This is a genomic window from Streptomyces sp. NPDC058157, assembly GCF_042884105.1.
GTDB lineage: Bacteria > Actinomycetota > Actinomycetes > Streptomycetales > Streptomycetaceae > Streptomyces.
This window is the reverse complement of record NZ_JBHVUQ010000212.1, coordinates 1-11,816: the sequence shown is the minus strand read 5'-3', so window position 1 is coordinate 11,816 and position 11,816 is coordinate 1. Positions and strand designations below refer to the sequence as shown.

Here is an 11,816-nt window from a genome sequence, read left to right as displayed (position 1 = left end):
GGCCCCGCCGGATCCGGCGGGGCCCCTCGCGCCTGCCCGCGCGCCTAGGCCAGCGGCGCCTTGGCGCGCAGCACCGTCAGGAACTCCCGCATCCAGGCGGAGTGGTCGGGCCAGGCGCGGGCGGAGACCAGGGTGCCGTCGACCACGGCCTCGGCGTCCCGGAACTCGGCGCCGGCGGCCCGCATGTCGGGCTCCAGCGCCGGGTACGCGGTGACCGTGCGCCCGCCGAGGGCCCCGCTCGCTGCGGTGATCAGCGGGCCGTGGCAGATCTGGGCGATGGGCTTGTCGGCCCCGGCGAAGGCGGCCAGGATCCTGCGCACCTCGGGGTCGTTGCGCAGGTACTCCGGGGCGCGCCCGCCCGGGACGACCACCGCCGCGTACTCCTCGGGGACCACCTCGGCGAAGGCCAGGTCGGCGGGCCAGGTGTAGCCGGGCTTCTCGGTGTAGGTGTCGAAGCCCTCCTCGAAATCGTGTACGACGAAGCGCAGCTTCTTGCGCGCGGGGGCCGCGATGTGGACCTCGTACCCCTCCTCCTGGAGCCGTTGGTAGGGGTAGAGGACCTCCAGGGACTCCGCCGCGTCACCGGTCACGATGAGGATCTTCACTGCCATGGGCTGCTCCAGGGGGCGCTGTCGACGGCCGGTCCGGCCGTCCGGGGCACCGCCTACCGTGCCCAGGGCCGCCTGCCGGGAAACCCGTGCGGCGTGCCTGTCCGACACGTGGTTTTAACCTGTTCGATACATGACAATGTGAGCCTCGCTTCGCCACCCGACACCCCGCCAACTGCCAGGGCGGGGACGGTGCTTGTGGAGAGGTATCCCCCACGTCATGAGAATCTCCCGTACGGCCCCCTGGGCCGCCGGCCTCGCGGCCGCCGCGCTGTTCCTCATACCGGCCACCGCCACGGCGGGCCCCCAGCGGACGGCGGCGGCTCCCCGCGCCGCGGCCGCCGCGACCAGCGTCGACGACTACTACGCGCCCGCCGCGGGCAAGACCGGCGCCGCGCTGAAGGCGGCGCTGCACGACATCATCAAGAACCAGTCCACGGTGACGTACGACGGCGTGTGGAACGCGCTGAAGGTCACCGACCAGGACCCGAACAACCCGAACAACGTCATCCTGGTGTACTCGGGCCGCTCCCAGTCCAAGAACACCAACGGCGGCGGGGTGAACGACTGGAACCGCGAGCACGTCTGGGCCAAGAGCCACGGCGACTTCGGCACGGCCACCGGCCCGGGCACCGACCTGCACCACCTGCGTCCCGAGGACGTCACGGTCAACAGCACCCGCGGCAACAAGGACTTCGACATGGGCGGCAGCCCGGTCGCCGAGGCCCCCGGCAGCTACACCGACGCCGACTCCTTCGAACCGCGGGACGCGGTCAAGGGCGACGTCGCGCGCATGCTGCTCTACATGGCCGTGCGCTACGAGGGCGGGGACGGCTTCCCCGACCTGGAGATGAACGACAAGGTCAACAACGGCACGGCCCCGCTGTTCGGCCGGATCAGCCTGCTGAAGCAGTGGAACCAGATGGACCCGCCGGACGCCTTCGAGAAGCGGCGCAACCAGGTCATCTTCGACACCTACCAGCACAACCGCAACCCGTTCATCGACCACCCGGAGTGGGTCAACTCCATCTGGTAGCCGCCCCGGTGGGTCCGCCGGCTACTTGACGTAGATCTCGTCGAGGGTGTCGACGACCCCCGCCGCGTCCAGGTGGTAGCGGAAGGGGAGGCCCTTGTCGGGGTGGGTGTCGAGCCAGCCGGTCAGCTCACTGGTGGAGATGGGCTTGCCCATCACCTCCGAGGGGAGGATCGGCGCCGTCGCGGTGATCTTGGCCTTCTCGGAGATCGGGAGGTAGGTCCACGGGCCCGACGGTTCGAAGCGCCCGGGGCAGCCGTACGTGCCGTGCTGGACCACGAGGCTAGTCATCCCGCCCTCGGGCGTGTAGCGCTGCACGGCGATCGTGTCGGGCGAGACCGGCATCCTGTGGTCCGGGCCGCAGACCGGCGCGGAGGGCGGGGCCGGGGCGGGGGGATTCTTCCCCGCCGAGGTGGCGGACGCCGAGGACTTGGGCGCCGCGCCGGTCTTCGAGGGGGCGGGCACGGGGCTCGTGGCGGTGGGCGCGGCCGGTGCGGCCGCGCTGGGCTTCGCGTCCGGCGCGGCGGCCTGGTCGTCCCCGTTCTGACAGGCGCTCAGCGCCAGCATCCCGCACACCGCGAGGACGGCCGCGGCCGCCTGCCCCCGTACCGTTCCCATGGTCTTCTCCCTCTGCGCGTTCCGGCGTCGGGCCAGACCGTAGCCGCAGGGAACCGGCCGCGGCGACGGCCGGATCCGGTTCGTCACCGGGCCGGGATCGGCTTGTTGCGGAGCGAAGACCTCCGGCTCCGCGCGGCGGACGCCCGCGACCGCTCAGCGGTCACCGATCAAGGGGCGCCGGTCAGGGGGCCAGGCGCTGGGCGAGGGCCTGGAAATCGGTCCAGGGGGCCTGCGGCGGGCGCGGGTCCCAGAGCTTCTGGGAGAGCGCCGCCAGGGGCATCCGGATGCCGGCGGCCACCTGGGCGGGGGTCTGGGAGGCCGCCAGGTCGCACCAGACGGCGAGGCGGGCGCCGAGGATCCGGGCGTCGTACGAGGCCGGGACGGGGGCCGTGCCGCGCAGGACGAGCGGGGTCCACTGCTCGTAGATCCGCTTGCCGGTGGGGTAGGTGAACTGGTTCGGCTCGCCCAGCACGTAGTAGAGGTACTCGTCGTTGAGGTTGACCACCTCGCGGCCCGCGGCCAGGTACTCCGTCGGCGGCCGGGCCCCGTACTCCTTGCCGGTCCAGTACTCGGCCTGGATGTCCGGGGCGGCCTGGGCGGCCCCGCCCTTGAAGATCCCGTCGTTCCACGCCTTGAGGGCCTTGCCCGACGGACGGACCACCGCCGCCCGGTCGTTCAGCCAGCCCGTCGCCAGGTCCTGCACCCGGGCCGTGGCCCCGTAGCGGGCCCGTGCGGCACTCGCGAGCCGCGGGAAGGAGGCCTGCGGGTCCTTGACGACCAGGGCCTGGTACTCGTCGGCGCCCAGGTGCCAGGCACCGGCGGGGAACAGCGGCAGGTACTCGCGCAGCAGGTCGTCCACGAGCCTGGCGGACGCCGGGTTCGCTATGTCCACCGCTCCCTTGACGGCCCGGCCCGCGGCGTCGCGCAGCTGGAGCTCCGGGTGGGCGCGCAGGACGGCACCGAGGTGGCCGGGCGAGTCGATCTCGGGGACGACCTCGATGTGCAGCCGGGCGGCGAGGGCGGTGATCTCCCGGACGTCGGCCTTGGTGAGGTGCGGGGTGGAGACGATCTCGGGGTGGGTGTCCGACTCGATCCGGAAGGCCTGGTCGTCGGAGAAGTGCAGGCCGAGCTGGTTGAGCTTGAGGTCGGCCATCTCGCGCAGCCGGTCCTCTATCCAGGCGGGGGTGAAGTTCTTGCGGGCGATGTCGAGGTTGAGCCCGCGCTGCGGTTTGGCCGGGGCGTCCTTCACCGTGCCCTCGGGGGCCGAACCGGAGCCGCGTATCTCCTGTTTGAGGGTGCGGGTGCCGTAGAAGACGCCCGCCTCGTCGGGGCCGGTGACGGTCACCCGGCCGCCCTCGACGGTGAGGGTGTACGACTCGGGCGCGCCGGAGCCCTTCGCACCCAGGGCGAGCCGCACGTCGCCGGGCCCCTGCTGGTCCGACTCGGCGTACCCGAGGTGGAGTTCACCGGCCAGCAGCCGGCCCTCGTCGGCGAGGGCGGCACTGTCGGCGGGTGCGACGAGGACCCGCGCGGCGGGGGTGGGCTTCCAGCCGGGGCCCCGGGCGGGCGTGTGCTCCCGTACGGACGGGACGGTGCGCGGGGCCGTGGACAGCGGGTACGAGGAGGCCGGCGGCGGGGTCGGGGTGGCGGAGGTGCCGGGGGCCGGGGTCGTGGCGCCGCGCGGGGCGGTGGCGCGGGGAGCGGCGCCGTGCTCCTCGGCCCCGGCGGAGCACGCCGGTACGGCGAAGGAGACCAGGGCGGCGGCCGCTGCCGTCGCGATGGTCCGTCCTCTTCGGAGCCTTCTGTTCGTCTGCCGCATGATGCACCGGTCCCCCGTACCAAGTTGGCACGGGGGACGGATGTGCGCGACCCGGGGCGGAAGGGGGATGCCCGGGGCCGGGCGGACTCAGGCGCGGGCGAGGGCTTCCAGGGCGGCCTCGCCGAAGCCGTGGTCCTGCTCGGGGGCGCCGCCGCCGATGCCCACGGCCCCGACGAGGTGGCCGTCGCGGTGGACCGGGAGGCCGCCCGCGATGAACAGCAGCGGCCGGTCGAGGGCGGTGGGCAGGGAGTGGAAGGGGCCGCCGGGCAGGACGGCCTCGGTCAGGGCGGCGGTGGGGGCGTTCAGCTGGAGGGCCGTGTAGGCCTTGCGGGTGCTGGTCTCGCCGGAGATCCGGACGGCCCGGTCGTCGCGGCGGAAGGCCAGCGGGTGGCCGCCCGCGTCCAGGACGGTGACGCTGACCGCGACCCCGGCCGCCTCGGCGGCGGTGCGGGCGGCGGTGACGAGCAGTTCGGCGTCCTCGGTGGTCAGCGGGGAGACGGCGGTGCGGGTGGTGGTGCGGGACATGGCGGTGTGCTCCTGTTGCGGCGGAAGGAAAGGGGAATCCGGGGGGAATCGGGGGAATCGGTGCGCGTCAGTGGTGGGCGGGTGCGGGAGTGGCCGAGGGGGCCGCGGCCGCGACGACGCGGCTCCCGGCCGCCGCGCGGCGGTCCGTACGGCGTTCCAGCGCGCCGGAGACCAGGGCCAGGACCAGGGCGGAGGCGGCGAGGGCGGCGCCGACCCAGTTCGGGGCGGTCCAGCCGAAGCCGGCGCTGATGACCAGGCCGCCGAGCCAGGCGGCGAGGGCGTTGCCCAGGTTGAAGGCGCCGATGTTGACGGCGGAGGCCAGCGTGGGGGCGCCGGAGGCCTGGTCGAGCACCCGCTTCTGCAGCGGCGGCACGGTGGCGAAGCCGAGGGCGCCGATGAGGGTGAGGGTGGCGGCGGCTCCCGCCTTGCTGTGGGCCGTGAGGGTGAAGGCGGCCAGCACGAGGGCCAGGGCGCCGAGGGAGACGTACAGCATCGGCATCAGCGCCCGGTCGGCGAACCGGCCGCCGACGAGGTTGCCGGCGACCATGCCCAGGCCGAAGAGGACCAGCAGCCAGGTCACGGAGGTGCCGGCGAAGCCGGCGACGTTCGTGAGCATCGGGGTGATGTAGGTGACCGCCGCGAAGACGCCGCCGAAGCCGAGGACGGTCATGGCCATCGCGAGCAGCACCTGGACGTTGCGGAAGGCGGCCAGTTCGTGGCGGATCCGCACGCCCTCGGGGCGGGGCAGTTCGGGAACCAGCCGGGCGATGCCCAGCAGACCGACGACCCCGAGGGCGGCGACGACCAGGAAGGTGACGCGCCAGCCGAGGTGCTGGCCGACGAGGGTGCCGAGCGGGACGCCGACCACGTTGGCCACGGTCAGGCCGGTGAACATCATGGCGATGGCTCCGGCCTTGCGCTCGGGCGCCACGAGTCCGGCGGCGACGACCGCCCCGATCCCGAAGAAGGCGCCGTGGGCGAGCGAGGCGACGACCCGGCCGGCCAGCATCACCCCGAAGGCGGGGGCGAGTGCGGAGAGCACGTTGCCGACGACGAACAGGGCCATGAGCAGCATCAGCATCCGCTTGCGGGGGACGCGGGTGCCGAGGACGGTCATCACGGGGGCCCCGAGGACCACGCCGAGGGCGTATCCGGTGACGAGGAGGCCCGCGGTCGGGATCGAGACGCCGTACCCGGCGGCGACCTCGGGCAGCAGGCCCATGATCACGAACTCGGTGGTGCCGATCCCGAAGGCTCCGATGGCGAGGGCGAGGAGCGCGAGAGGCATGACGTGCGGCCTTTCGGGGGTGGGGGGTCAGTGCGGGGGCGCGAACGGCCAGGACCTTGCGCCAGCCGTTTACAGTCGTCCACATTAATTGCAGACGCGTGATAATTGCAAGCGCGGGCTATTGCGCGGGTCGCCTATCCTGGGCGGTACGCGCACGCGCACGCGGTACGCGTACGGCTTGACGACGGAGGACCCCATGACCGCCACGGACAGCGCCCCGGCCCCCCTCGCCCAGGGCTGGTGCGCCCTCTCCCTCCTCCACGGCCGGATCGAGGCGCACCTGGAGCGGGCCCTGCAGGCGGGCCACGGGCTGAGCGTGCGCGAGTACTCGCTGCTGGACGTGCTCAGCCGCCAGCACGACGGCCCGGGCGGGCACCTGCGGATGCACCAGGTCGCCGAGTCCGTGGTGCTCAGCCAGAGCGCGACGACCCGGCTGGTCAGCAGACTGGAGGACCGGGGCCTGCTCAACCGCTACCTGTGCGACACCGACCGGCGCGGCATCTACACCGACGTCAGCCAGGCGGGCCTCGACCTCCTGGCCGAGGCCCGTCCCACCAACGCCGCCGCCCTGCGCGAGGCCCTCGACGAGGCGGCCGGCCGCCCGGAACTGGCCCCGCTGGTCACCGCGGTCGAGAACCTGCGCGCCTAGGGGGTGTTGCGCCGGGGTTTTCGTCCGGTCGGCGGCTTACGGCGCGCGCGGACCGGCTGCCAGGGTGAGGGGCGGTCCGGCGAACCGAGCGTGTTGGAGGATGACGCATGCCCCTGGAGAACTACGGAGTGCTGGCCGCGCGGGCCGTCGAACGGCACCGTGAGGGCGGCACGAACTCACCGCACTACGAGGTCCACCTCCTCGACGACGCCGGCACCCACTACCGGGCCGCCGTCAACGTCCGCTCCAAGGTCGCGCCGCACGAGCTGATGTACGTGGTCGTGGACGACTTCCGCCATCCGCTGACGCAGCGGCTCCCGGCGGCGGGCAGCGGCTGGAAGCACCTGGACTCCGCGGCCGGCGGTGCGGCCCTCGACTTCGTCCGCGGCAACCTCTTCGACCCCGCCGCCATGCGGGTGCTGCCCCCGGACCTGCCCGGCGTCGACAACGACCTGTCCGACCTGTTCGACCACTACGTCCAGCGCGCGATCGCGGACCGGTCGATCGCCCTGTACGTCTTCGGGGACCGCTTCGGCCCGGAGCCGGGCGCGAAGGACTCGGAGTTCGGCTTCGAGCCCTCCGACGGCGTGCACGAGATCCACATGAACCAGGGCAACAGCATGGGGTTCGAGCCGCAGGACGGGGTCTGGCAGGACGGCGGTCTGCTCTTCCACCTGCCCGCGGACGACCGGTGGGTCGCGGTGTTCCTCGCCTTCCAGTCCCAGAAGTGGCACACCGACCCCGTCACCGGCCACACGATCCCCGGCTCCCCGGAACGCCTGGCCGGCGCCGACGCACCCCTGACGATCGTCGCCGCCCTGGTCAACCCGGCCGGACCGGCACCGGCGGCCGGGACCGTGACGCTGCTGAACACCTCCGCCGGCCCCGTGGACCTCACCGGCTGGCGTCTGGTCGACGAGGGCGGGCACCCGCTCCCGCTGCCCGCCCGGCAGCTGGGGGCGGGCGCCACGCTCGCCGTCGACGCCGGCGGGGGCGACGGCTTCCGGCTCGGCGACCAGGGCGGCACCATCAGCCTCTGGGACCCCTCGGGCCTCAAGGTGCACGGCGTCGCCTACACCGCCGGGCAGGCCTCCGCCGAGGGCCGGACGATCGCCTTCTGACCGGGGGCTACCCCTTCGAGGGAGGCGGGCTCGGGAAGGCCGTCGGCTGCCCGGCGCCCGAGCCGTGGGAGGGTACGGCCGAGCCCTGGGCCGGGGCGTGCGTGGCCGGCGGTGTCGGCTGCGCCGGACGGCCCGAGGGCGGCGGCGGGCTCGGAGTCGGCGTGGCGCGGGGGCCCGGGCTCTGTGACGGCGGCACCGACGGCACCGCCGAGGGCGACGGGCTGAGCGGCGGACTCGGCGTCGGCGTAGGGACCGGGGTGAGCTCCGGCGGCGCGGCGGGCGGGGCCGGGCGGACCGGCGCCTCGTCGGGGCCGAGGACCAGGTAGCCGGCCAGGGCCGCCGCAGCCAGCCCGGAGAGGCCCGCGAAGGCCCAGGCCGAGCGGCGCAGCAGGACCCGGCGCGCCGCGAGGTGCGGGCCGGGCGGGTCGGCCGGGCGCAGCGAGCGCACGGTCACCTCCTCGGCCCGGGCCTGCAGGGCCTCCCGGAGCCGGCGCTCCACGGGGCGTTCGGCGGTCATACCCGTCCTTCCAGGATCCGTTCCAACGCGTCCAGGGCGCGGCTGGCGTTCGACTTCACCGAGCCCCGGCTGATGCCGAGGGTCTCGGCGATCTCCGCCTCGCTGAGGTCGGCCCAGTACCGGAGCACCAGCACCTGGCGGCGGCGCGGGGTCAGCCGGCCCAGCGCCGCCAGGACCTCGCGGTGGGCCTCGTCCAGGACGACGGAGGCCTCGGCGGAGGGCACGTCGGCCGTGACCGGGGGAACCCAGGAGCGGGCGGTGCGGCGGCGGCGCAGCACCGAGCGCGCGGTGTTCACCACCGCGGTGCGCAGGTAGCCGAGCGCGTTGTCCACCTCCGCTGTCTGCTCCCCGTAGCGGCGGTAGAGGGCGGTGAAGGCATCCTGGACCACGTCCTCGGCGGTGCCCAGGTCGTCGACGAGGAGCACCGCGAGCCGGACCATGGACAGCCGGTGGGCGTGGTAGAGCTCGCTGACGGTCGGCGCGGGCGCGGTGTCGCCCGGGTCCCGGCCGGCCGTGCCGTAGGTGTACGGGTAGGGGCGCGCGCCGGGGCCGGCCGGCGGGGCGGGGGTCGTTTCGCGGCGGGTGAGCCACCGCCACAGGCCCCGCCACGCCCGGGGGGAAACGGGCGTGGCGGGGCCGGCGGACGGTGCGAGTGCGAGCACGGGGTTCCTCAGTTGCCGGCGCGGCGCCGCACGGTGTAGAGGGCTCCGGCGCCGACGGCGACGAGCCCGGCCGCTCCGGCGCCGAGGGCGACGGTGGTCGCCGAGGACCCAGTATGCGCGAGCTCGGAGCCCTCGCCGGAGGCGGGCGCCGCCGACGGCTGCGCGCTGCCGGGCTGGGAGACGGACGGGCTGGGCTTGGCGCCGCCGCCGGGCTGCGACGGCACGGCCGAGGGCTGGCCGCTGCCACCGCCGGGGTGGGTCGGGACCGGGCTCGGCTTGGCGCTGCCGCCGGGGTACGAAGGCACCGCGGTGGGCCGGCCGCCCGCCGGCTGCGAGGGGACCGGGTGCGGCGCCGGCGAGGCGGACGGCGGGGCCGGCGTGGGAGAAGCCCCCTGCGCGGCGAAGGCCGGCCCGCCGAGGGCGACGACCGCCCCGGCGGCGGCAGCGACGACGGCCGCCCGGCGGGCGGACTGGGGAAGGCGCTTCAGGTTCTTCACGGTGCATCTCCACGGTCGGTCGGAGGGCGCGGAACTTCGCCCTTCACCCCCGCACGACGCGCGACCGGCCGATCGGTTGCCGCCGTTCCCGAAAAACTTTTCGCGCCGTCCGTCAGGGGCGCGGTGGCGGCCACGGGACCTCGGCCAGCAGGGGCAGCAGGGTCTGCTCCTCGTGGTCGAGATGGGCCGTCAGCTCGGCCGTCATCCGGGCCAGGCCGGCGCGGAACCGTTCGGGGTCGGCGATCTCCAGCCCGGCCAGCAGGGTGGCGAGCTCCTCCTGGATCCGGGCGAGCGTGCGGTGTTCCTCCCGAAGCTCCTCGAACGTGCCCGCCAGGTGCGGGTGGTGGGCGAGTGCCCCGGGGAAGACGTGCCCGTCCTCGCCCGCGTGGTGGAAGGCGAGGGCCTGGCAGAAGGCCAGGCAGCGCTGGCGGATCTGGAGTCCGAGCCCGGGCGCGGGGGGCCGGCCCGGTCCGGTGTGGGCGGCGCGGGCCGCGAAGTGGGCCTCGGTCTCGGCGCTCACGTGGCCGAGCTGGGCCCGTAGCCAGGTGTGGACCTCCAGGATCTTGTCGGCCAGGGTGCGGACCTCGCCCGGGGGCCGCCATCCGTCGGGGGCGGCCGGTTCCAGGACGACGACGGGCAGGAGGCGGTGGGCGCGCGCCTGGTACCCGGCGAATCCGGGGGCCGTGCGCAGGACTTCCGCGAAGAGTTCCTCACGCCGGTCCCCTTCGGCGGGGACGGCGAGGGCCTCGAAGGCGTCGGCCCCCAGTTCCACGCGCACCTGGGGATGGGCGAGGAGGTTGTGGTACCAGGCGGGGTGGCGGGGTGCTCCGAGGTGGGAACCCACCACCAGCAGGGCACCGCCGTGGCGGACGTAGCCGAGCGGGGTGGTGTGCCGGGCGCCGGAGCGGGCGCCGGTGGTGGTGAGCAGGAGCAGGTCGGCGCCTTCGAAGGGGCCGCCGACCTTGCCCCGGCGGGTGCGGAACTCCTCGATGACGGACTGGTTGAAGGAACGGGGCGTGGGCACGGATGGGTCTCCAGGCAGGGCTGGGCACGCCTGCCGACGCCCCTGGGGGCGTGGGTGCGGCGTACGCGGGAACGCGCGGGTGCGCGGGGAGGAAGAGGCGCTGCGGCACGGGGGCCGGAGCGCGGCGCGGAGCCGCGTGGACGGCTGCGGCGGGTCAACTACGGGGCGTGGATGGCCTGTTCATGGCGGTCCCCTGAAGTGAAGGGTGTTTCGCCCGCTCTCCGGCCGGCCCACTGCTCTGTGGCCGGAGTCACGCGACACCGTCCGCCATTAGACGCGTCCGGCGCGGCCGTGTCAACGCCGGTGATCTTGGGCGAGGGTGCGCAGGGCCCGGCCCAGCAGGGCGATGCCCTCCTCGGTCTCGGCGGCCGAGCCGGCCGCGTAGCCGAGGATCAGGCCGGGCGGGCCGGGGGCCAGCCGGTGCCAGGACAGGGGGTGGGTCTTGACTCCGAGGGCCAGTGCGGCGGTGGCCAGGGCCGTGTCGGGGAAGTCGGCGCCCTCGAAGGTGACCATCAGGTGCAGGCCCGCCGCGGCGCCGTGCACGCGGGCGCCGGGGAGGTGGCGGGCGATCGCGCCGAGCATGGCGTCCCTGCGGCGGCGGTGGCGGCGGCGGACGAAGCGCAGGTGGCGTTCCAGTTCGCCCGAGTCCATCAGCCGGGCGAGCACGAGCTGGGCCAGGACCGGGTTGCCGAGGTCGGCGTGGCGCTTGGCCTCCACCACCTCGTCGCGCAGCCGGCGCGGGACCAGCAGCCAGCCCAGCCGCAGCGCGGGCGCGAGCAGTTTGGAGACGCTGCCCGCGTAGGCGACCGACTCCGGGGCCAGGGTCCGCAGCGCGGGCACGGGGGCGCGGTCGTAGCGGTGTTCGGCGTCGTAGTCGTCCTCCAGGACGAGCCCGCCGTCCGCCGCCCAGGCCAGCAGCTCCCGGCGGCGCTCGCCGTCGAGCACCACCCCGGTCGGGAACTGGTGCGCCGGGGTCAGCAGGACCGCCCCGGCGCCGCTGGCCCGCAGCGCGGCCACGTCGAGGCCCGCCGCGTCCACCGGCACCCCCACGGTGTCCAGCCCGCCGTGCTCCAGCTGCTGGCGGGCCCCGAGCGAACCGGGGTCCTCCACCGCCACCCGGCGCACGCCCGCGCCGGGCAGGAGCCCCGCGAGCAGCGAGAGGGCCTGGGCGACCCCGGCGACGACCACCACCTCACCGGGGTCGGCCCGCACGCCCCGGTTGCGGGCCAGCCATCCGGCGACGGCCGCGCGCAGGGCGGGCGCGCCCTGCGGGTCCCCGTAGCCGAAGTCGGCGGCGGTGAGGGCGGCGAGCACCTGCCGCTCGGCCTGGAGCCAGGCGGTGCGCGGGAAGGCGGTGAGGTCGGGTACGCCGGGCGAGAGGTCGATCCGGCAGGGCACGGCGCGCAGCGCGTCGACCGGGCCGCCGCGCGGGGCGGGGGCGGCCGGGGCGGCGGG

The 11,816-nt window shown here is 75.1% G+C and carries 13 protein-coding genes; 3 read left to right on the top strand and 10 right to left on the bottom strand.

Going from position 1 to position 11,816, the window contains the following annotated elements; all coding sequences use genetic code 11:
• Positions 1 to 44 precede the first annotated feature (44 nt).
• Positions 45 to 611 (bottom strand): DJ-1/PfpI family protein, encoded by a 567-nt coding sequence (locus tag ACFVXK_RS32770; RefSeq protein ID WP_389619025.1) that lies wholly within the window; start codon positions 609 to 611, stop codon positions 45 to 47.
• Between the two features lie 217 nt (positions 612 to 828).
• On the opposite strand from ACFVXK_RS32770, the gene ACFVXK_RS32765 reads away from it, so the two are divergent.
• Positions 829 to 1,644, top strand: a complete 816-nt coding sequence (locus tag ACFVXK_RS32765; RefSeq protein ID WP_389619022.1) for an endonuclease I family protein — start codon at positions 829 to 831, stop codon at positions 1,642 to 1,644.
• 21 nt (positions 1,645 to 1,665) lie between these two features.
• On the opposite strand, the gene ACFVXK_RS32760 is transcribed toward ACFVXK_RS32765, so the two are convergent.
• From ACFVXK_RS32760 to ACFVXK_RS32745, 4 genes are all read right to left on the bottom strand, one after another.
• Positions 1,666 to 2,259 carry a hypothetical protein gene (locus tag ACFVXK_RS32760; RefSeq protein WP_389619019.1) on the bottom strand — a complete coding sequence of 198 codons (594 nt, stop codon included), beginning with the start codon at positions 2,257 to 2,259 and terminating at the stop codon, positions 1,666 to 1,668.
• Between the two features lie 181 nt (positions 2,260 to 2,440).
• Positions 2,441 to 4,078, bottom strand: a complete 1,638-nt coding sequence (locus ACFVXK_RS32755; protein WP_389619016.1) for a family 20 glycosylhydrolase — start codon at positions 4,076 to 4,078, stop codon at positions 2,441 to 2,443.
• 87 nt (positions 4,079 to 4,165) lie between these two features.
• Positions 4,166 to 4,603 carry a heme-binding protein gene (locus ACFVXK_RS32750; protein WP_389619013.1) on the bottom strand — a complete coding sequence of 146 codons (438 nt, stop codon included), beginning with the start codon at positions 4,601 to 4,603 and terminating at the stop codon, positions 4,166 to 4,168.
• A 67-nt stretch (positions 4,604 to 4,670) separates the two neighbouring features.
• The gene (locus ACFVXK_RS32745; RefSeq protein ID WP_389619011.1) at positions 4,671 to 5,891 is read right to left on the bottom strand and encodes an MFS transporter; all 1,221 of its coding nucleotides are present in this window, start codon (positions 5,889 to 5,891) and stop codon (positions 4,671 to 4,673) included.
• A 196-nt stretch (positions 5,892 to 6,087) separates the two neighbouring features.
• On the opposite strand from ACFVXK_RS32745, the gene ACFVXK_RS32740 reads away from it, so the two are divergent.
• Together ACFVXK_RS32740 and ACFVXK_RS32735 are read left to right on the top strand one after the other, a co-directional pair.
• The gene (locus tag ACFVXK_RS32740) at positions 6,088 to 6,540 is read left to right on the top strand and encodes a MarR family winged helix-turn-helix transcriptional regulator (RefSeq protein WP_389619008.1); all 453 of its coding nucleotides are present in this window, start codon (positions 6,088 to 6,090) and stop codon (positions 6,538 to 6,540) included.
• 107 nt (positions 6,541 to 6,647) lie between these two features.
• Complete coding sequence (locus ACFVXK_RS32735; protein WP_389619005.1) at positions 6,648 to 7,661, top strand: DUF2278 family protein; 1,014 nt, start codon at positions 6,648 to 6,650, stop codon at positions 7,659 to 7,661.
• Positions 7,662 to 7,668: 7 nt separating this feature from the next.
• Here the strand turns inward: ACFVXK_RS32735 and ACFVXK_RS32730 are convergent, their stop codons facing one another.
• From ACFVXK_RS32730 to ACFVXK_RS32710, 5 genes are all read right to left on the bottom strand, one after another.
• Positions 7,669 to 8,178, bottom strand: coding sequence for a hypothetical protein (locus tag ACFVXK_RS32730; RefSeq protein WP_389619002.1), 510 nt, complete (start codon positions 8,176 to 8,178; stop codon positions 7,669 to 7,671).
• Positions 8,175 to 8,840, bottom strand: a complete 666-nt coding sequence (locus ACFVXK_RS32725) for an RNA polymerase sigma factor (RefSeq protein ID WP_389618999.1) — start codon at positions 8,838 to 8,840, stop codon at positions 8,175 to 8,177. The genes ACFVXK_RS32730 and ACFVXK_RS32725 overlap by 4 nt, the downstream gene beginning before the upstream one ends.
• An 8-nt stretch (positions 8,841 to 8,848) precedes the next feature.
• Complete coding sequence (locus ACFVXK_RS32720; RefSeq protein ID WP_389618996.1) at positions 8,849 to 9,337, bottom strand: LAETG motif-containing sortase-dependent surface protein; 489 nt, start codon at positions 9,335 to 9,337, stop codon at positions 8,849 to 8,851.
• A gap of 112 nt (positions 9,338 to 9,449) precedes the next feature.
• Entirely contained in the window at positions 9,450 to 10,361 is a 912-nt protein-coding gene (locus ACFVXK_RS32715) for a nitroreductase/quinone reductase family protein (protein WP_389618993.1), read from the bottom strand.
• Positions 10,362 to 10,655: 294 nt separating this feature from the next.
• Positions 10,656 to 11,816, bottom strand: a 1,161-nt coding sequence (locus ACFVXK_RS32710) for a PLP-dependent aminotransferase family protein (RefSeq protein ID WP_389618990.1), incomplete at its 5' end; no start/stop codon positions are given.